The sequence below is a fragment of the Clostridium sp. 1001271st1 H5 genome (genome assembly GCF_005845215.1).
Lineage (GTDB): Bacteria > Bacillota > Clostridia > Lachnospirales > Lachnospiraceae > Enterocloster.
In genome coordinates, this window is sequence record NZ_SPHO01000028.1 from 30,463 (window position 1) to 49,617 (window position 19,155).

18 protein-coding genes and 2 tRNA genes are annotated in these 19,155 nt (G+C 53.1%); 12 read left to right on the forward strand and 8 right to left on the reverse strand.

Annotation, left to right across the window (positions count from 1 at the left end; genetic code table 11):
- Window positions 1-4 precede the first annotated feature (4 nt).
- A tRNA-Lys gene (locus FGS84_RS27270) sits at window positions 5-77 on the forward strand.
- A gap of 63 nt (window positions 78-140) precedes the next feature.
- On the opposite strand, the gene FGS84_RS27275 is transcribed toward FGS84_RS27270, so the two are convergent.
- Complete coding sequence (locus FGS84_RS27275) at window positions 141-1,787, reverse strand: sigma 54-interacting transcriptional regulator (protein ID WP_138311345.1); 1,647 nt, start codon at window positions 1,785-1,787, stop codon at window positions 141-143.
- Between the two features lie 168 nt (window positions 1,788-1,955).
- Between FGS84_RS27275 and FGS84_RS27280 the strand changes: the two genes are divergently transcribed.
- From FGS84_RS27280 to FGS84_RS27330, 11 genes are all read left to right on the forward strand, one after another.
- A complete protein-coding gene (locus FGS84_RS27280; protein ID WP_138311346.1) occupies window positions 1,956-2,825 on the forward strand; it encodes an MTAP family purine nucleoside phosphorylase in 870 nt (289 codons plus the stop codon).
- A gap of 27 nt (window positions 2,826-2,852) precedes the next feature.
- Window positions 2,853-3,992 (forward strand): BMP family ABC transporter substrate-binding protein, encoded by a 1,140-nt coding sequence (locus FGS84_RS27285; protein ID WP_138311347.1) that lies wholly within the window; start codon window positions 2,853-2,855, stop codon window positions 3,990-3,992.
- 62 nt (window positions 3,993-4,054) lie between these two features.
- Window positions 4,055-5,581 carry an ABC transporter ATP-binding protein gene (locus FGS84_RS27290; RefSeq protein WP_138311348.1) on the forward strand — a complete coding sequence of 509 codons (1,527 nt, stop codon included), beginning with the start codon at window positions 4,055-4,057 and terminating at the stop codon, window positions 5,579-5,581.
- Complete coding sequence (locus FGS84_RS27295; RefSeq protein WP_138311349.1) at window positions 5,574-6,623, forward strand: ABC transporter permease; 1,050 nt, start codon at window positions 5,574-5,576, stop codon at window positions 6,621-6,623. Before FGS84_RS27290 ends, FGS84_RS27295 begins: the two co-directional genes overlap by 8 nt.
- Entirely contained in the window at window positions 6,620-7,540 is a 921-nt protein-coding gene (locus FGS84_RS27300) for an ABC transporter permease (protein ID WP_138311350.1), read from the forward strand. The genes FGS84_RS27295 and FGS84_RS27300 overlap by 4 nt, the downstream gene beginning before the upstream one ends.
- Window positions 7,541-7,542: 2 nt before the next feature.
- Window positions 7,543-8,091, forward strand: coding sequence for a V4R domain-containing protein (locus tag FGS84_RS27305; RefSeq protein WP_138311351.1), 549 nt, complete (start codon window positions 7,543-7,545; stop codon window positions 8,089-8,091).
- Between the two features lie 193 nt (window positions 8,092-8,284).
- A tRNA-Lys gene (locus tag FGS84_RS27310) sits at window positions 8,285-8,357 on the forward strand.
- Between the two features lie 94 nt (window positions 8,358-8,451).
- On the forward strand, window positions 8,452-9,147 hold the full coding sequence (locus FGS84_RS27315; protein ID WP_138311352.1) for a TIGR01906 family membrane protein: 696 nt from the start codon (window positions 8,452-8,454) through the stop codon (window positions 9,145-9,147).
- 101 nt (window positions 9,148-9,248) lie between these two features.
- Window positions 9,249-10,928, forward strand: coding sequence for a serine hydrolase (locus FGS84_RS27320; RefSeq protein WP_138311353.1), 1,680 nt, complete (start codon window positions 9,249-9,251; stop codon window positions 10,926-10,928).
- An 85-nt stretch (window positions 10,929-11,013) separates the two neighbouring features.
- Window positions 11,014-12,123, forward strand: a complete 1,110-nt coding sequence (locus FGS84_RS27325) for an ATP-binding protein (RefSeq protein ID WP_171042724.1) — start codon at window positions 11,014-11,016, stop codon at window positions 12,121-12,123.
- A gap of 3 nt (window positions 12,124-12,126) precedes the next feature.
- The gene (locus tag FGS84_RS27330) at window positions 12,127-12,819 is read left to right on the forward strand and encodes a response regulator transcription factor (protein ID WP_138311355.1); all 693 of its coding nucleotides are present in this window, start codon (window positions 12,127-12,129) and stop codon (window positions 12,817-12,819) included.
- A gap of 114 nt (window positions 12,820-12,933) precedes the next feature.
- Here the strand turns inward: FGS84_RS27330 and FGS84_RS27335 are convergent, their stop codons facing one another.
- The 7 genes from FGS84_RS27335 to FGS84_RS27365 form a co-directional block, all read right to left on the reverse strand.
- Window positions 12,934-13,569 (reverse strand): dihydroxyacetone kinase subunit L, encoded by a 636-nt coding sequence (locus FGS84_RS27335; protein ID WP_138311356.1) that lies wholly within the window; start codon window positions 13,567-13,569, stop codon window positions 12,934-12,936.
- 36 nt (window positions 13,570-13,605) lie between these two features.
- On the reverse strand, window positions 13,606-14,601 hold the full coding sequence (locus tag FGS84_RS27340; protein ID WP_138311357.1) for a dihydroxyacetone kinase subunit DhaK: 996 nt from the start codon (window positions 14,599-14,601) through the stop codon (window positions 13,606-13,608).
- Window positions 14,602-14,621: 20 nt separating this feature from the next.
- A complete protein-coding gene (locus tag FGS84_RS27345; protein ID WP_138311358.1) occupies window positions 14,622-15,275 on the reverse strand; it encodes a class II aldolase/adducin family protein in 654 nt (217 codons plus the stop codon).
- 22 nt (window positions 15,276-15,297) lie between these two features.
- Entirely contained in the window at window positions 15,298-15,741 is a 444-nt protein-coding gene (locus tag FGS84_RS27350; protein ID WP_138311359.1) for an RbsD/FucU domain-containing protein, read from the reverse strand.
- Between the two features lie 4 nt (window positions 15,742-15,745).
- Window positions 15,746-16,846 carry an S-methyl-5-thioribose-1-phosphate isomerase gene (gene mtnA / locus FGS84_RS27355; RefSeq protein ID WP_138311360.1) on the reverse strand — a complete coding sequence of 367 codons (1,101 nt, stop codon included), beginning with the start codon at window positions 16,844-16,846 and terminating at the stop codon, window positions 15,746-15,748.
- 63 nt (window positions 16,847-16,909) lie between these two features.
- Window positions 16,910-18,139, reverse strand: a complete 1,230-nt coding sequence (gene mtnK, locus FGS84_RS27360; RefSeq protein ID WP_138311361.1) for an S-methyl-5-thioribose kinase — start codon at window positions 18,137-18,139, stop codon at window positions 16,910-16,912.
- A 17-nt stretch (window positions 18,140-18,156) separates the two neighbouring features.
- On the reverse strand, window positions 18,157-19,134 hold the full coding sequence (locus FGS84_RS27365; protein ID WP_138311362.1) for an ABC transporter permease: 978 nt from the start codon (window positions 19,132-19,134) through the stop codon (window positions 18,157-18,159).
- Window positions 19,135-19,155: the final 21 nt, after the last annotated feature.

A 19,155-nucleotide genomic window follows, 5' to 3' on the forward strand; every position in this document is an offset into this window, starting at 1 on the left:
AAATGCGCCTTTAGCTCAGTTGGTAGAGCAGTAGACTCTTAATCTATTTGTCCAGGGTTCGAGTCCCTGAAGGCGCACTAAAAGGTCTGATTTTGCAGATATCGGAAGCTGCGGGGTCGGACTTTTTTGTTGTCCTTCCCTCAATCCAGATGGTATTCCTGTATCTTCCGGTATAACGTAGCCTTGCTGATACCCAGGGCATCCGCTGCCGCCTGCTTGCCGTAAGGACCGTTAAAGCGCTGCAGCGCCTTCTGTATCAGCTGCCGTTCCTGCTCCTTCAGGTTAAAGGGTCCGTCGTTCTGTTTAAAATCAGGAAGCCTGAGCACATCTTCTTCCCCAATGATGCCGCTGGTGTTGATGGATATGAGGTAGCTTACGACCTGTTCCATCTGCTTGAAATTACCCGGCCAGGAATAATTCTTAAGCATGGTAAGGGCCCTGGAGCTGCAGGCAACCTTTTTCTTCTCAAAGTCCTGATAATAAATCAGATACTTCTGAATATAGTAGTCTATGTCCATGTCCCGCTCCCTGATGGGCGGGATACACAGGATGGCCGGATAGAACAGGTTGAAGAGACGTTTGGAAAATGCGTTGTGGTCTGCCAGCTTTGCCAGGTCCTCCAGGGTGGTTGCAATGAGGCGGATGTTGTGGTTTTCCAGCAGGGTGATGTTATCTGCCAGCTTTAGCTGGAGCCAGTAGGGCAGCCTTGGTATCTCCTTCAGGCACACGGTGATATCCCTGCCGCAGAATATGCCTGTCTCCTCATCAAAAACCTGGTTGGCGAAATTCAGGTCCGAAAATGCATTGCAGTCAAAAATCACCAGCTCCTGCTGGGCATAGCGCCCGCTGTTATGTATGGCCTTTACCCACATTTCCTTTCCCAGCCCCCGTTCCCCCTGTATGACCAGGTAACGGCTGATTTCCGAAATTTTCATCACGTCCTGCTTCATCTTGGTCAGTATCTCACTGGTTCCCTCAAAATAATCCAGGGACAGGTTCCTGCTGGCATCCTGGAAATAGCTCTGTTCCGTCACAAGATTCTGTTCCAGTACAACATACTCCAGCCGCTTTCCCATAAGGAAATCCGAATCAAAAATCTGATGCTTTGCATGAAGGCGTATGGACCTGTTCTCCGCCCTCAGGTTCAGCCAGTCGCTGTTCTTTCCCTTTATGACCTTGACCGTCTCCCGGAACAGGTCTTCCCCGATTCCCATTCTCTGCATCTGGAGCCGTGCGTTTTTGTTGACCTTGGACACCCGGCGGTTTTCTATCAGGACAGCACCGTCCTCCATGGTATCCACCATATCGGAAAGCGCGTGTTCCGTCACATGCAGGGCATCCTCAAGCAGATACGATTCCGCTATCCTGGTAATGACCTGCCCCACATGGATTGCCAGATTCTTATAATATTCAGTATGTTCCAGCATATCCCTGTGTACCTTCTCATCATAGCACAGCACGGACAGGGTGCCCAGAAATGCCTGTTTGATGTATAAAGGCACCACCACCTCTGCTCTCCCCGTGCAGATACGGTTGGTGCTGCATTTGCGACAGACAGGGCTGTTCCTGTTTCTCACAAATATAAGCTTCCTGTCCGCCTTGGCCTGTTCAATGGCGCTGTAGGGCTGGTTCTCATTGGCATAGATGATGGACCGGAAGATGCCTGTACCCGCCACCCTCATGGTATTCTCATCATTCACATCATACTCCAGGCAGGTAAATCCCGCATAAAACTCAATCTCTTTCTGAACAATGGCTGCGCAAGCACTTAATACAGATTGTTTCATTTCTTTCCCCCATTTGTCTCATAATGAGATTATAGTCTCAAAATAAGACATATACAAGAGGTTCCCCCATTTTTCTCTTTTTTTCGGCTCCCCCTCACTTGAATAATGGCTCATGTATGAATAGAATTACGGTAACCTAGGTAAATAAAATATAAGTGAGGGAATGTTATGATTTGCAAAGAAATACCAAAGACCATGTACTGCCACATTGGTGGCTCAGGAACCTGGGGATGCGAGTTTCCCGAAGATTTACATATGGAAGGCATCACCCTGTTAAAACGGGATATGGAATTTGAGACTCCCTTCGGAGTCACTGCCTGCATGAAGCTGTATGAAATGGATGCCTCCATCACCGCAGACCATAAGACCCGCCAGGTGCTCTATGTGCCGTTCCACGGATGGAAAGGGCTCTCCCCTTACGACGACACTCCCAGCGAGCGCATTTTCTGGGCTTTAAGGGAGGCCGGGGTAAAATACATACTGGCAGACGGCAGCGGCGGCGGTATCAATCCCCTTCTGGAACCAGGCGACATCATATGCCCCCAGGATTTCATTGATTATACAAAGCGCGTGTCCTACCTTGGAAAATTCACGCCCTACAGCATGCGCATGAGGGAAATTATATGTCCTGACCTGCACAAAATACTGCTTGAAAAGGCCTCAGGCGTATTCCGCCGTGTGTTCCGCACCGGTATCTACGGCGTAGCGGAAGCCCCCAGGTTTGAATCAGCCGCAGAAATCCAGAAAATGTATGCAGACCACTGCGATGTATGCGGACAGACCATGATGCCCGAGGCAGCATTGGCCAGAGCCATCGGCGCCTGCTATGCCGCCCTGTACGTCATCAGCAATTCAGCCGAGGGAATCAACCCCAACTGGGAGCGCTCCATCTTTGACATTTATTCCGAATGCGCCCCTGTGGTCGGAAAGGTTATGCTGGAGGCCATGGCTGCCATCAACCCTGAAACCATGAACTGCCACTGCGATGAGAACATCATAGAAATGCCCAAGGCCGTGCAGAAACGCCTGGACATGTAGTGCATACAAACAGAGGAGGAGAATATCATGAAACATTTTAAGTTGTTGACAGCATTGGCGCTGACAGCTGCCATGACCGTATCCCTGACCGCCTGCCAGGGCAAATCAGCTTCATCGCCCGCAGCCGAAACCCAGGCAGCCTCAGATTCCAAGGCAGAAGATTCCAAGGCAGCGGATTCCAATGGTGCGGATTCCGGGAAAGCAGACTCCAAAGCCCCGGCTGACGGCCAGGCAGCCCAAAGCAGCACCTCAGAGCCCTTTAAGGTGGCGCTTATGATAGGTATCGGCGGACTGGGAGACGGCGGATTCAACGACAGCATGCTGGCCGGCGTGGAAGCTGCCAAGGCTGACTACGGAATCGAATATCAGCTGGTGGAGCCCAAAGAAATATCCGAATTTGAGGCCAATTTTACCGACCTCTCTGCGTCGGGCAAATATGACCTGATTATCGGCGGCGGCTTTGACGCTGTGGAGGCCCTTCAGAAGGTGGCCTCCGAGTTCCCGGAGCAGAGATACCTGTTTGTGGACGGCGAGGTAACAGGATGCGACAACGTAACCAGCGTACTGTTCAAGGACAATGAAAAAACATACCTGGTTGGAACCGTTGCGGGACTTAACACCAAAACCAACAAAATAGGCATGGTGGTGGGCGTGGACAGCCCCTCCCAGAACATCTTCGTGGCCGGCTACATGGCCGGAGCCAAGGCTGCCAATCCGGATGTGGAAGTGATTGTCAAATACGTGGGCTCCTTTGCCGACACCACCACTGCCAAGGAGCTGGCACTGGCCGAGGCGGACGCAGGCGCAGATATCATCTTTGCCGCAGCCGGCGGTTCCGGCCTGGGCGTATTCAATGCAGCTCAGCAGGGAACCTTTAAGGCCATTGGCGCAGATGTAAACCAGTGCCTCATCGACCCGGACCACATCATGCTGTCAGCCATCCGCAAGATTGACGTAGTCATCAAGGACGGCATCAAATCCGCCATAGACGGTACCCTGGAAGGCGGCACCATGGTTCCCGGACTTAAGGAAGACGCCCTGGGCATCACCAATGAGGGCTCCAAGGTGGAGATTGACCCGGCCAGCCTTGACGCTGCCCAGACCGCAAAGGATAAAATCATCTCCGGGGAGATTACAGTTCCTTCAACCATAGACGAAGTTAAATAACCGGCTGAGAAAGGTGCTGCTTAACACAAGCAACACCTTTCCTTTCACACAGGGAGGTCCCAATGTATGCAATAGAGATGCAGGGTATTACCAAAACCTTTCACGGCTCCTATGCCAATAAGGAGGTATCCCTCAAGGTAGAACAGGGTGAGATACATTCCCTTTTAGGCGAGAACGGCGCAGGCAAAACCACCTTGATGAAAATCCTGTTCGGCCTTTACAAAGCCGACAAAGGGCGGATTCTCATAAACGGCAGTCCGGCAGCCATCCGTTCGCCCCATGATGCCATAGATTATGGCATATCCATGGTCCACCAGCACTTTGTCCTGGTGGGCAACCTTACCATCACGGAGAACATCATTCTGGGCCATGAACCGCGCAGGGGCATTTTACTGGACCGCAGCAGGGCCCACCAAAAGGTGGATGCCCTGATACGCCAGTATCACTTTAACCTGAATCCTGAAAGCAGGATTGAGAACCTGTCTGTGGGAGAAAAACAGCGGGTGGAGATTCTTAAGGCCCTTTATAATGAATCCTCCATCATCCTTTTGGATGAACCCACCGCCGTCCTTACCCCCCAGGAGGTACAGGAGCTCTTTGCCATGCTGAAGCAGCTGAAGGAGGACGGGAAGACCATTATCATCATTACACATAAGCTTAAGGAGACACTGGCCATCGCGGACAACATCACCATACTCCGCCGCGGAGAGAACATTGCCTCCCTGCCCGCAGCCCAGGCCACCGAGGACAAGCTGGCCGAGCTCATGGTGGGCCGTCCCATATCCTTTGATGTACAGCGGGTTCCCTACGATGGTTCCGGCCCCGTCAAGCTGAGCCTTCAGAACATCTGCCTCAAAAAGAAAGGCAGGGCCGTCCTCACTGACATCAGCCTGGAATGCAGGGCCGGTGAGATACTGGGCATTGCCGGCGTGGAGGGAAACGGACAGACCGAGCTCATAGAGGTGGTCACGGGAATTGAGAATCATTTTACAGGCCGGGTCTGCTGCGGCTCCCAGCCGGTTTCTGCAATCTCGCCGCGAAAGATGCTGGACTATATCGGCCATATTCCGGAGGAACGCGGAAAACGCGGCTTTGTAAGAGGATTTTCCAATTGGGAAAACATCATCCTGGGATACCATTACCGGCCTGAATACGTGAAACACGGTTTCCTGAACATCAGCCGCATCAAACAGGTTGCCAGGGACACTGTTGAACAGTTTGATGTCAGGACCGACGGAATCGACCAGCTTACCAGTTCCCTCTCAGGAGGCAACCAGCAGAAACTGATTATAGGCCGCACCCTGCTGCACCAGTCCAACATCATTGTGGCTGCCCAGCCCACCAGAGGCGTGGACATTGGCGCCATCGAATACATCCATCAGCACCTAATGCAGATGAGGGACTCCGGCTCCGCCATCCTGCTGATTTCCGCCGACCTGGATGAGGTCATAAAGCTGGCCGACCGGATTGCGGTGCTGTACGAAGGCAGAATCGCGGCGGAAAAGGAGACTGCAGCTTTTACCAAAACAGAACTGGGCTATTATATGCTGGGAGGCAATTCCAAAAGGGAGGTAGCTGACAATGATTAAATATCTGAAGAGCCGTACAATTGCATTTACCCTGATTTCCTTCCTTATCTCCCTGGTATTGGCAGGCATCATCATTGCAGCCGCAGGGTATTCGCCTGTGGAAGCTTACTCCGCCATGCTGGGAGGCGCCTTTGGCAGCACCTATAATCTGGCCCAGACTGCAGGCACAGCCATTCCCCTTATATTTGCAGGACTGGCCATGGCAGTGGCGTCCAAGGCCGGTATCTTTAACATTGGTATAGAGGGGCAGATTCTGGCAGGCGCCCTGCCCGCTGCCCTGGCAGGCGCCTATATCAGAGGGCTGCCCGCCGTCCTGCATATACCTGTATGTATCCTGGCTGCAGCTGTTTTCGGCGGCATATGGGCCATGCTGGCTGCCGTGATAAAGAATAAGCTGCAGATAAGCGAAGTCATTATCACCATCATGCTTAATTATGTGGCGCTGTACCTGGTGGAATATCTGGTGAACAATCCCTTTAAATCAGAGGGCATGGTGGTAAGGACAGAAGAGATACAGGACAGCGCAAGGCTGGTATCCCTGGTGGCCCATACAAGGCTGAACACAGGCATCTTCATTGCCCTTCTTGCCGTTTTCCTGTTCTGGGTCCTTTTCTACAAGACAAAGCTGGGATATGAAATGCGGGCAACCGGAGACAGCCCCTTTGCGGCTGAATCAGCGGGCATTAACAATAAGAAGAACCTGCTGACAGCCATGTTCCTTTCCGGCGCCCTGGCAGGAATAGGCGGCGCCTGTGAAGTTATGGGGGTACAGGGCTATTACATATCCGGCATGACCACGGGATATGGCTTCAGCGGCATTGCCATTGCGGTCATGGGACACAATGAACCGCTGGGAACCCTGGCCTCGGCCCTGCTGTTCGGAGCCCTTAACGCAGGGGCTTCCAGCATGAACCGTATGACGGATATTCCCGGGGAATTCATTTCCGTTCTCCAGGCCCTTATCATACTGTTTATCTCCACGCCGGGAATCGTAATTGCAATTCAAAATCTTTACAAAAGAAGGAAGGCGGTGACATCATGAGCGGTCAGATTCTCTCCCTGTTAGCCGGCATGGTCCGGGTGGCCATACCGATATCCTTTGCAGCCCTGGCCGGTATGCTGTCAGAACGGGCAGGCGTCATCAATATGGGACTGGAAGGCATTATGCTCATCGGAAGCTTCTTCGGGGTGGTAGGGTCCTATGTGACAGGCAGCGCCTGGATGGGCCTGCTCTTCGCCTGCCTCTCCGGTATCTTCATGGGCCTGGTTCTGGTGACCCTGACCGTTGGCTTTAAATGCGAGCATGTTCTGGCAGGCGTGGGCATCAATATCTTTGCCTCAGGCATTACCATTGTGCTGCTGGAAATGATATGGGGCACCAAGGGCAAGTCCAGCATGGTGGCGGGACTGGGCGTGCTGAAGGTGCCTGTGGTTTCCAGGATTCCGGTTATCGGGGATATCATCGGGACCATCTCTCCCCTGTTCTACATCCTGGTCCTCTGCGTCATCCTTCTCTGGTTCCTCCTGTACAGGACGCCGGCCGGCCTTAGAATCCTGGTCATCGGCGAGAACCCCGAGATGGCGGGCACCATGGGGGTTAATGTCTATAAAATGCAGTACCTCTGCGTCATGGCCAGCGGCATGCTTGCCGCCATAGGCGGAGCCTACCTGTCCATCGGGGATATCAACATGTTCAGCAAGGACATGGTTTCCGGAAGGGGATACATCGCCCTGTCCATGGTCATCCTTGGGAACTGGAAACCGCTGTGGGTGGCCCTGGGAGGTCTGGTGTACGGATTTGCCCAAAGCCTCCAGTTCAGGCTCCAGGGCGTCAACATTCCGCCTCAGCTGGTACAGATGCTGCCCTATATCCTGACCCTTGTGGTGCTGCTGTTTGCCAGAAAGAAAAGCTCTGCGCCGGCTGCATCGGGCAAACATTATTATCAAAAAGGAGAATAGCTGTGGGTAAAATTCAGATAGATACAGAACACGCCAGAGAACTTGCGGATGATTATTCCTATGTGATGCGTTCCTTTGCGGATGCGTACGCGGCCCAGAAAAAGGGAGTGAAAATCCGCCCCCGGCTGGGCGACCGGATGCCCTTTAATTATATGAGGGAACGCCAGACCCTCACCTTCCTGTTCTACCCCGAACTGAAGGAGGCTGCCTATGAAATTTCCCGCATCATAGGCGAGAGCATCACCTCAGACCAAATCAAGGGAAAGACCCTGCCGGAAATCATGGAGAGCAACCAGCCCATTGCCCAGAGGGACGGATACGCCTTTGAGGAAGTGGTGGAAGCCGATGAAACCCACGCAGTCTACAGGCACTATGAATGTGCGGACTGCTACGGGCTTCCCAACATACATTCCAAAATATGCGTCTACGAGGCCGGTACGGCTGCGGGCATGTTCTCTTCCGCCCTGGGAAAACCCTGCCGGGTGACGGAGACAAAATGCTGCGCCAACGGCGACCCTTACTGCGAATTCCTGGTTGAGGTAATGGAGTAATGGGAGCAGCAGAAGTAACGGGGGCCGGGCGGCCTTTGCGGCGGACAGCCCCCGGCCGCTGCCACCGCCCCTTTCTGCTCCCAATCAACTGCCGGTAAACAATATTGAACTTTTTTCGAAAAAATTATTGACTTTTTTCTTAATACGCATTATAATAGTGGACGTGTCACTTAAAGAAACAAATGAATCGCATGCGCCTTTAGCTCAGTTGGTAGAGCAGTAGACTCTTAATCTATTTGTCCAGGGTTCGAGTCCCTGAAGGCGCACTAAAAGGTCTGACTTTGCAGATACGGAAAGCTGCGGGGTCGGGCTTTTCTTTGTTATATAAAACACATGCCATACCATCATACAGGAGGAATTATGAAATATTTACACCGAACCGCCGGAATCATAACCGCATTTTGCCTGATGATTATCCTTTTCATCACTTCCGTGGAAGCAGTGGTATACTGGACGCCCGGTTATTTTGAAAAGGAGTACACAAAATACAATGTGCTGGACAGCCTGCCGTCCATGACCATGGACGACCTTCTCCATGTAACGGATGAGATGATGGATTATCTCAGGGGCGACAGGGATGACCTGCACGTAACCACCTCCATGGGAGGCGAACAGAGGGAATTCTTCAACCAACGGGAGATAGCCCACATGGAGGATGTACAGGTCCTCTTCCTGAAAGCGCTGTCCATCCGCAGGGTATGTCTGGTCCTCGCAGCCGGGCTCCTTATTCTCATGGCCGCCACCAAAGCCAGGATGGGACGGGTCCTTCCGCCTTCCCTGTGTATGGGGACAGGGCTGTTCTTTGCACTGATTACAGCCCTTGGCCTTATCATATCCACGGACTTCACCAAATACTTCATCATGTTCCACCACATCTTTTTCACCAATGACCTGTGGATTCTGGACCCTGCCACGGACATGCTCATCAACATTGTGCCGGAAGGCTTCTTCATGGACACGGCTGCCCGCATTGCCCTGCTCTTTGGCTCCCTGTCCCTGGTTCTGTTCGGGGTCTGCCTGTTCCTCACCGTGAAAAACCGCAGGAAAGAAGGCTGATTGGACACAGATTCAGAAATAACGCCCCTCTCCAGCCTTTACTTGAAGCCGTAAATCCTTTATACTGTATCTTAGCAATGAAGTGAATGGAGAATATTTGGATGAAGCGATTCCTTGTGTTGTTTATATGCATCTGCCTGTCCGCAGGGCTCCTTCCCATGACAGCAATGGCAGCCCCAGAATGGCCCTCTGATGTGTCCATCCAGGCCGATGGGGGCATTGTCATGGACTCGGACACCGGAACAGTGCTTTATGGAAAGAACATGGACCAGCCCTATTACCCAGCCAGTATCACTAAGATACTGACAGCCCTGATTGTGCTGGAACGATGCGACCTGAACGAAATGGTCACCTTTTCCCATGATGATGTCTACAATGTGGAGGCCGGAAGCAGCAGCGCCGGCATTGATGAGGGGGATGTCCTGACGGTGCGGGACTGTCTCTACGCCCTAATGCTGGCCTCTGCCAATGAGAGCGCCAACGCCCTGGCCTGCCATATAAGCGGCTCCAGAGAGGCATTTGCCCAGCTGATGAACGAGAAAGCCCGTAGTCTTGGCTGTACGGGAAGCCATTTCAACAACCCCAGCGGCCTTAACGACGAGAACCACTACACCACGGCCCACGACATGGCCCTGATTGCCCGGGCAGCCATCCAGAACCCGGAATTTCTCACCATCAACGGCACCCGGAGCTATCAGCTTGCTCCCACCAAGCGAACCCCGGAAGGAGGCTATGTGGCCAACCACCACAAGATGCTGAATAAGAACGAGGCCGTGTATTATCCCGGCGCGTTTGCAGGCAAGACAGGCTATACCTCCCTGGCAGGCAATACCCTGGTCACCTGCGCCAGGAAAAATGATATGACGCTGATTGCAGTGGTGCTCAACGGCCACCAGTCCCATTATTCCGATACCAAGGCCCTTTTTGACTTTGGATTCCGCAATTTCCAGTCCCTGCGGACGGTTGACTACGAAACCAGGTACAAATCCCTGGAAAATGACATGACCATTGCCGGTATGACCTCAGGAGACAGCATATCCCTGGAGCTGGACCGAGGCGGCCGGGTGGTGATTCCCAGGGACGCCGACTTTACCGACACCCAGTCCACCCTGACCTATGATTTGGACGGCAGCCGTCCGCAGACAGCCGTTGCCTGTATCCGCTATACCTACAATGACAGGCCGGTGGGCTCCGTGTACCTATGTTCCCCAGGCCTGGAGGGAAGCACGGTCTCCCTGGCATCCCAGGATGCCCCCGGCGGTTCAGCAGGAAACGCCGGCAGCCCCTCTGCCGCCTCCATGGACCAGACCCTGGCAGGGGCTCCCCACGGCCAGTCCGCAGTGCCCCAGGACCAGTCACCAACGCCCCAGGACCAGTCCCCGGCACAGGGAAACCAGGCTCCGGCATCGGAGGACCAGCACCCGGCGCAGGGAAACCAGCCCACAGTTTCAGGCGCCTCCCCCCGCCAGGACATTACCTCCAAGGAAGGCACCGCCGCCAGCATCCGGATTCCGGCCAACACCCTGGCCATCCTGGGTATTGCATTTTCCCTGGCTGTTATCATTGCCATTGTGGCAGCTGTGAAAATCCACGTGCGAAAGAAGGAGGAGGAGGATTTATACCTGAGACGGCAGCGGAGGCTGGAACGTCTGGAAGATATCGGTTTTTCGTCCACTGACTTTGAGAAGCTGGTTGCCCAGCGCCGTGTCTCCGCCCCATCCCTGGGGGAAAAAGGAAAAAAAAGCAGGGGACGCAGGCGTAAAAGATTCTTTTTCCGTTGAACTTCCCCCCGGCATAGGCTATAATGAAAATTGTTAATTCATTCATGCAGCCGGAATACGGCCAATGCCAACAGGGGAATATGTAATGAAATCATTTCATTTAAATAAAACCGACCTTAAGGCTGCTGCCATGAATCTGGTAAGGAATCTGCCCATTACCATTGAATATATGGCTGCAGCCACTTTAGTCTCCACCATATTTTTTCACTTCAGCAACAATGTGACAAATATATCCATTATATACACCCTGGCCATCATCATGATTGCCCGTGCTACCAGCTGCTACGGCGCCGGTATCCTGGCCTCTCTCTTTGGCGTGTTCTGGGTGAATTTTGCCTTTACTTACCCTTACCTGACATTGAATTTCACTATGTCCGGTTATCCCATCACATTTCTGGGCATGGCCCTCATATCCAGCCTGTCCAGCAGCATCTGTATCATGATTACCAAGCAGAATGTCCAGCTCCAGGAAAAAGACCGCATGCTGCTCAATGCGGAGAAGGAAACCATGAGGGCTAACCTGATGCGGGCTATGTCCCACGACCTGCGCACTCCCCTGACCAGTATCATCGGCTCCAGCTCCACCTATCTGGACCAGGAGGATTTCATGTCCCCTGAGGAAAAACGGAAGCTGGTCAGGAACATAGAAGAAGATGCCCAGTGGCTTCTCAACATGGTGGAGAATCTGCTTTCAGTCACCAGAATCCAGGACGAAAAAGGCGTGGCCTCAGTGGCCAAGTTAGACGAATCCCTGGAAGAAGTTATTTCAGAATCCGTCCAGCGGTTCAGAAAACGGTTTCCGGATGTCCAGGTGCGGGTCAGTATTCCCGACTCGGTCATCATAATCCCTATGGACGCAACCCTGATAGAACAGGTAATCAATAATCTTCTGGAAAACGCCCTGTTCCATTCCGGCACCAATGGTCCCATCGACCTGGCGGTTACCACGGAACAGCGGGTGCTCTCCGTATCCATCAAAGACTACGGAAAAGGGATTGCCCCCCAACTGCTGGATACCATATTTGACGGCGGAGGCGTATCGGAAAACCACACAGGAGACGGACACAAGGGAATGGGTATCGGCCTGAGCATCTGCAAAACCATTATCAATGCCCACGGAGGCGAGATACACGCCGGCAATCACCTGCGGGGCGCCCAGTTTACATTTACCTTACCAGATTGGAGGGAATACTAAATCATGAACACCAAAGCCAACATCATCATCATTGAAGACGAGAAGAACATCTGCAATTTCATAGAAACCGTCCTGTCCCCCCAGGGCTATCAGGTCACCAGCGCCTGCACCGGAACAGACGGACTTAAGCTCATTGAATCCCTGAAGCCCGATGTGGTACTTCTGGACTTGGGACTGCCGGATATGGACGGTCTGGAACTCATCCAGGAGGTCAGGTCCACCAGCACCCTGCCTATCATCGTGATTTCCGCCAGGACCCTGGAGCGCAGCAAGGTGGCTGCCCTGGACCTGGGAGCAGATGATTACCTTACAAAACCCTTTGGAACAGCTGAACTTCTGGCACGTATCCGCACAGCGCTGCGCCACAGCCAGAGAGCTGCCGGCACCCAGAGCCTTAAATATGAGGTAGGGGACCTTCTCATTGACTTTGAACGCCGCCTGGTAAAGGTAAAGGGGCAGGATGTCCATCTGACGCAGATTGAATATAAGCTGGTTTCCCTGCTGGCCCAGAACGCCGGTAAGGTCATGACCTACGAGAGCATTATTTCCAAAATATGGGGACCGTTTGCAGACAGCGACAACCAGATTCTGCGGGTAAACATGGCCCATATCAGAAGGAAACTGGAGGAAAATCCGGCTGAGCCCCAATACATATTCACGGAAATAGGAGTGGGCTACCGGATGCGCGAGGAATAGAACGAAACCGATGAATCAAAACAGGACTGCTCAAGACAGAGCGGTCCTGTTTTCAGTTCCTGAATTCATTCCTGCGCGTATCCCCGGATGTTACCGTTCAGCCTCATCCTGGTTTTATAGAAAATACCGCCCCAGTCCTTCCAGAAAATACTGTCCGGCCACAGCGCCCTGGTCCGGAACGCCCCTGGCTTTTGCTGAGAAAACAGCGGCCTTTCCATACTTGGGAAGCATATCCTCCGTGGCTCTGACGCCTTCCTTTGCACCCTCCACTGCCCGGCGGAGCATGGCTCCCATATCTGCGCCCTCAGCCAAGGCCTGCTGCGCCATCTTTGCCCCGGCATCCACTGCATCCAGGATGGTCCGGTCCCCCAGACGGCACTTCCCGCGGTGTGCAATCCCCACGGCAAAACCAGCGAGAAAATCAGCCAGTTCCTCAGGCCCCATCTCCCCCTTTTTTGCAAGGGCCTTACCGCCCTCCATGATTCCGCTGGACATCAGGGTTCCCATGGTAGACGGAACCAGACCAGCCATCTTCATGCCCGCCTTCATGAGTGTCTTTCCTATATCCCCTTCCACCTCATTCTCACGCATCAGCCGGGGCAGAGCCCCAAAGCCTTTCTGCATGGTCAGGCCCAGGTCCCCGTCCCCCATTCTGGCATCCATCTGGCAGAGCTCTTCCTTTTTCTCCGCAAAGATATCCGCAGCACCCTGAAAAAGGGCAGGAAGTTCACGACATGTAATCCGATCCATTTTTTCCTCCTTAACCAGCCATGTGGCTAATTCCTGTTAAACCTGGGTATAAAACGGCGTATGGACAGGCATATCCATCCACTGCTTCATCTCCTGGTCCGCCATACGGCAGATGGATATGGAAGCGCCGGCCATCTCCATACTGGTGGCATATTCGCCCACGAAGGTACGGTAAACCTTGATTCCCTTTTCTCCCAGAATGCGGTGCACGCTTCCGGACAGAATATAAAGCTCCTCCTGGCTGGTTGCTCCCAGACCGTTAATCAGCACGCAGACCTCCTCGCCCGGATTGAGAGGCATATCTCCCAGAATCTCCCCCAAGGATTCCTCCGCCAGTTCATCCGCTGTCTTAACCGGACCATTCCACACGCCGGGTTCCCCGTGGATTCCCATTCCAAAGGCCATCTCGTCCTCTGCCAGGGTGAAGTTGGAATGACCGATTTCCGGTATGACGCAGGGCGTCAGGGCAAAGCCCACGGTCCTGGTATTGTCCTTTGCCTTTGCCGCCGCGGCCAGCACTTCCTCCAGCGTTCCCCTTCCGGCAGCCATGGCCCCGGCGCATTTATACATGAAAAAGATTCCGGCCACGCCGCGGCGCACCGAAGCATCCTGACTGGACAGCACATCGTCCGCGCCCACGATACTGGCTGTTTTGATATCATCCATGTCCAGCATCTCCGCCGCCATATCAAAGTTCATGATGTCCCCGGTGTAATTCCCATAGAGGAACAGGACTCCGGCGCCAGCCTCCACCTCCCTGGCCACATTGTAAATCTGCTCAGAAGAGGGGGACTGGAACACGCCGCCTACGCCGCATCCATCCAGCAGGTTCTCACCTACATATCCGAGGAACAGGGGCAGATGCCCTGTGCCTCCTCCGGTGATGATGGCCACCTTGCCCGGTTTCTTCTTTGCCGTGCAGTAGCAGCGGAGGTCATTCTCCGCATATTTTACCATATCTCCGTGGGCTGCGTAGATTCCCCGCAGCATGTCATCTGTATAAGCTTCCGGGGTATTTATTATTTTCTTCATCTATGTCCTCCTAAATCCTTCTAAAGAATGATTTCTTTTGGATAAGCCCACTTCTGCAGTTCCTCTTCAGGAAGGGCATGGGGTTCCGTTCCCTTTCCCGCAGCCAGGGTGATATAATACATCTCCGCAATTTCCTCCACATACTGGGCCTTCAGAAACGCCGCATCCATGTCCTTATCCGCCGCAATGGCGCCGTGGCTCTCCATCAGGCAGCACTCATACTCCTTCATTACCTCTGCCACCTTCTCAGCCAGGTCAACGGTGCCGGCTCTTCCATAAGGCGCCACGGGCACGGTTCCCGTCTTACCCAGGTAGGCGCACTCATATACAATGGAAGGAATGGGTTTGTTCATAATGGAAAATGCAGTTGAATAGCGGGCATGGGTATGCACAATGGCCCGGATATCCTTCCGCTCCTTATAAATGTACAGGTGCATCATGGCCTCACTGGATGGTTTGACCTCCTGTGCCCTCTCTATCACCTTTCCATCCAGGTCCATGACACAGACGTGCTCCGTTCCCAGCACGTCCCTCGCCACACCGCTGGGCGTGATTACCACATACCCGGTTTCCGGGTCATATATGCTGAAATTCCCTGATTTGTGTTTGCACATGCCAAGGCGTTCCGCCTCCTTTGCAGCCGCAACCACCTGCTCCTTTAATGTCTCTAGCATGTAAAATCCCTCCGCGCCGCCCTTACAGGCAGCCTTTCTGTATCATGATGCAGGCGTAAAATGCCGTTTCCGTGGTGGATACCACCGCATAAGCCTCCTTTGCCGCGTCATAGAACGCGAACCGGTCCAAAAAGCCCACTGCGTCCGCACCACGTTGGTCATGTTTTGCCACAATATCCGTAAACTCGTCCCAGACCGGGCACTCCAGGTCACGGTGCATATCCATTTTATCCATGATTGTAACAGGCTTCTCCACAAAGCCGTCCAGGGGCATCAGCTCCAGTATGGCATCCAGCATGTCGGTGGCCCGGTGCCCGTCACACCGGATGTTAATATGATTCTTCTCTGCTGCAATGGATGCAGCCGGAAAATTCGCATCCCCGATAACCAGAGTGTCTCCGTGTCCCATCTCATGCAGGACCTTTAACAGCTCAGGCGAAATGCTTGCAGGTATTCCACTCAGCATATGCTTACCTCCCTATTCCCAATGACTCAAATGCCTTGTCATAGGGCGCATGGCACATCCCCTTTTCTGTGATAATGCCCGTAATCAGGGAATGGTCCGTCACGTCAAAGGCCGGATTGTACACATTGATTCCTTCCGGAGCCATGCGCTCCCTGTACCACATCTCCGTCACCTCGTCAGGGCTTCGCATCTCAATGGGAATCTGCTCTCCGGTCAGTGTATCCATATCAATGGTGGAGGTAGGCGCGCACACATAGAAGGGGATTCCATAGTGCTTTGCCAGAATAGCCACGCCGCTGGTCCCTATCTTGTTGGCAGCATCGCCGTTTCTGGCCACCCGGTCGCAGCCCACAAAGATGATGTCAATTTTCCCTGACTTCATGAGTATGGAAGCCATGTTGTCGCACTGAAGGGTGGTGGTGATCCCCGCATTATACAGCTCAAAAGAGGTAAGGCGGGCGCCCTGGAGAAGAGGCCTTGTCTCATCGCAGTAAACATGCATGTCGGTTCCCGGCCATCCCTTTTCCAACGCAATATACATGGGCGCTGTTGCTGTTCCGTATTTGGCGGTGGCCAGGGTTCCTGCATTACAGTGGGTCAGGATGCCTATTTCCGCTCCCTCCTTCTTAAGTTCCTTCAGCAGTCCAAAGCCAATCTCACCGATTCCGCGGCTAATCCCAACATCCTCCTCCCGAATCTTATCCGCCTCCTCAAAGAGAAGCTCCTTGATTGCAGCCACTTCTTTATCCTTGTTGGCAACAGCAGCGGCCTCCATACGGTTCAGTGCCCAGAACAGATTGACCGCCGTTGGCCTGGACGAGGCCAGATAATCCTTTAATTCCTTAAACTTCCCATAAAATGCATCATACCGGTCCTCATCAATGCCAGCTGCCAGCAGGGCTATGCCATAGGCAGCAGCCGCGCCGATTGCCGGAGCCCCGCGGACCCTCAGCTTCTTGATTGCCTCCCAGATTTCCTCCTTTGTATTCAGACTGATACGCTTAATGGTACCAGGCAGAAGCGTCTGGTCTATGATGTCCAGAGAGCTTCTGTCCTCCCTCATCCTGACCGTAATCACCTCGTCAAAAAATTCCTCAACCGTCATGGTTTTTATGCCTCCTTCTCTCCTAAACCTGTGTAACCCCCATCTTCCGGCTGACCCTGTGCCTCAGCCTTCCAGGGTCCTTTCCGCTGTTTCCTTTGCCCTTAATACAGCTGCCACATAATCGGCTCCGGCCTTAAAGGCTCCCTGGTTCATGATATATTCCTTGCCTGCCAGTATATTGATTCGCTCTGCAAGGAGGCGTTTTTTCTCATCCCGGATGGTAGTCACATCCACTACATTGGCCATGCCAACGGTTCTCCGGTGCAGCTCCGTGCCCGCATAACCGGCAGTATCCCTCAGGATGCCGTCAAAATACCACTCCTTAAAGCCCTTTACCTTTGCCATTGGCTCTGTCACCGCCTCGTCATATTTCCTGCCGAACTTCTCAATAAAGAGGTCCACTGTCTCCTCTATGGTCCTAAGGCACCAGTCGCAGAAGGCTGCATCATCCGTGGAAAGGCCGTTGTCATATGCAAATATCAGGTTTGCCACCACATTTCCCACATCATAGCCCATGGGAGCGTAGGTTCCGAATTCACAGTCAAATATCTTGGTGGAATCCTGGCGGATAAAGATGGAGCCGGTGTGGAGGTCGCCGTGCAGAAGCGCCTGGGCATCTGTCATAAAGCGGAACTTAAGCTTGCTCACCTCCAGGTGGAGCGCCTCATCCCCGTAGAGCTCCTTCTTCACGAAATCCGCATTGGGCCCATACACATTGTTACGGTCATATAAGTCCATATAGGGCTCCATGAGCACCAGCTTTTCCGTGATATCACAGAGGTCAGGCGAAATAAACTTTTTTACCAGCTCCTTTTTCTCCTTGTGGTCCATGACCACGTCGCTGCTCAAAAGAAGGGTGTTCACCATAAAGGTGGAGACATCCTCAGCAAACCCAGGAAATGTTTCATGCTTCAGCATGGCATCCCGCATAACCGCATAATCAGAGCAGTCTTCCATGCCGCAGGCGCACATGACCGTGTCAAAGAAATACACATGAGGAACCATTCCCGGCGCATACTGGTCCTCCAGCATGAGAATTTCGGATTCCAGGCGGTTTCTGTCCCTGGATGGCTTTATGTCCTTGGATATCCTGGCCTCGGACCCGGCCTGTTTAATATAGATGGAATGCCCCTTGCCGTCCCACACGCGGTACACATAATTCAGGTTGCCATGGGAAGGGGGAACCACTGCTTCCATGGAATCACGGTCCCAGGGAATCTCCGCAGCCTTTTCCAGCGTATACTCAATAACATCCCCCACGTTCATCTGAAAATATTGATTGAATCTTGACATATGTAGTAACCTCCCACTTAATCTTCTTTCTTAGACGCATAAGCCGCAATAAGCGCCAGCGCCAGTACAGCACCCTTTACTGCAGGCAGAACATAGAACGGAACCGCACAGATGGTAAGGCCGTTCTCCAGTGTGGAGACCAGCATTGCGCCTATCATGGTACCCAATGCATTGGGCTTCTCCGCTCCGCCCACGGTCCGTCCCACGAAAACAGCTGCCAGAGACGGCATCAAATAATTATCACAGCACATAACCTGCGCAGAGCTTCCCCTGGATGCCACCAGGATACCGCCGATGGCGATGAACACAGCGGTAATCATACCTGCCAGATAGCGGTATTTCTTTACATCAATACCGGACAGCTTTGCAGCCTCCTTATTGCCGCCCATGGCATAGAGATACCGGCCATGCTTGGTAAAGTTAAGGAAGAGATAGGCCACAAGCACACAGCCCAGCATAATGATGATAATCCACGGGGCGCGTCCGATGGCTGAAAATGACTCCGAAAGCGCGGTGCGTGCAGGCGCCGCCCCCCAGGAAGTCTTCATGCCGGTGGAGACTGCGCCTCCGCCTATGTACCACTGGCCGATTCCCTGATGGACAAACATCAGGGCGCAGGTAGCAAGCATATCCGGAATCTTGCAGACAAGAATCAGGAACATGGTCAGCTGATACATGACCAGGGTGGCCAGAATACAGATTATAATCGACATCCCCAGGGACTGTCCCAGCCAGAGATATGCAGACACAAACACATAAGCAGAGCAGCTGGCCAATGTTCCGGCGGACATGTCAAAACCGTCCGGCGCCATGGTAATAGTGGCCGCTATGCCGAATACCGTATTAATGGCCATTGCCCTGAGAATATTCACCATGTTGCTGGTCGACATAAAAGAGCCGCCCTTATAGGCTGTAAATGCAATAAAGCAAACAAGCAGCGCCAGGACCGCAGCCCAATCCACTAAAAATCTTTTAATATTTGTACGACTTTTCATCGCTACCCTATTCCTCCTGTC

Coding starts and splice junctions, on each gene's coding strand:
- FGS84_RS27285 (WP_138311347.1), top strand. CDS start 2,853: ATGAAACATTTTAAGTTGTTGACAGCATTGGCGCTGACAGCTGCCATG.
- FGS84_RS27335 (WP_138311356.1), bottom strand. CDS start 13,569: ATGGATCGGATTACATGTCGTGAACTTCCTGCCCTTTTTCAGGGTGCT.
- FGS84_RS27325 (WP_171042724.1), top strand. CDS start 11,014: ATGAAATCATTTCATTTAAATAAAACCGACCTTAAGGCTGCTGCCATG.
- FGS84_RS27315 (WP_138311352.1), top strand. CDS start 8,452: ATGAAATATTTACACCGAACCGCCGGAATCATAACCGCATTTTGCCTG.
- FGS84_RS27280 (WP_138311346.1), top strand. CDS start 1,956: ATGATTTGCAAAGAAATACCAAAGACCATGTACTGCCACATTGGTGGC.
- FGS84_RS27365 (WP_138311362.1), bottom strand. CDS start 19,134: ATGAAAAGTCGTACAAATATTAAAAGATTTTTAGTGGATTGGGCTGCG.
- FGS84_RS27320 (WP_138311353.1), top strand. CDS start 9,249: ATGAAGCGATTCCTTGTGTTGTTTATATGCATCTGCCTGTCCGCAGGG.
- FGS84_RS27290 (WP_138311348.1), top strand. CDS start 4,055: ATGTATGCAATAGAGATGCAGGGTATTACCAAAACCTTTCACGGCTCC.
- FGS84_RS27330 (WP_138311355.1), top strand. CDS start 12,127: ATGAACACCAAAGCCAACATCATCATCATTGAAGACGAGAAGAACATC.
- FGS84_RS27300 (WP_138311350.1), top strand. CDS start 6,620: ATGAGCGGTCAGATTCTCTCCCTGTTAGCCGGCATGGTCCGGGTGGCC.
- FGS84_RS27345 (WP_138311358.1), bottom strand. CDS start 15,275: ATGCTAGAGACATTAAAGGAGCAGGTGGTTGCGGCTGCAAAGGAGGCG.
- FGS84_RS27340 (WP_138311357.1), bottom strand. CDS start 14,601: ATGAAGAAAATAATAAATACCCCGGAAGCTTATACAGATGACATGCTG.
- FGS84_RS27350 (WP_138311359.1), bottom strand. CDS start 15,741: ATGCTGAGTGGAATACCTGCAAGCATTTCGCCTGAGCTGTTAAAGGTC.
- FGS84_RS27275 (WP_138311345.1), bottom strand. CDS start 1,787: ATGAAACAATCTGTATTAAGTGCTTGCGCAGCCATTGTTCAGAAAGAG.
- FGS84_RS27295 (WP_138311349.1), top strand. CDS start 5,574: ATGATTAAATATCTGAAGAGCCGTACAATTGCATTTACCCTGATTTCC.
- mtnA (WP_138311360.1), bottom strand. CDS start 16,846: ATGACGGTTGAGGAATTTTTTGACGAGGTGATTACGGTCAGGATGAGG.
- mtnK (WP_138311361.1), bottom strand. CDS start 18,139: ATGTCAAGATTCAATCAATATTTTCAGATGAACGTGGGGGATGTTATT.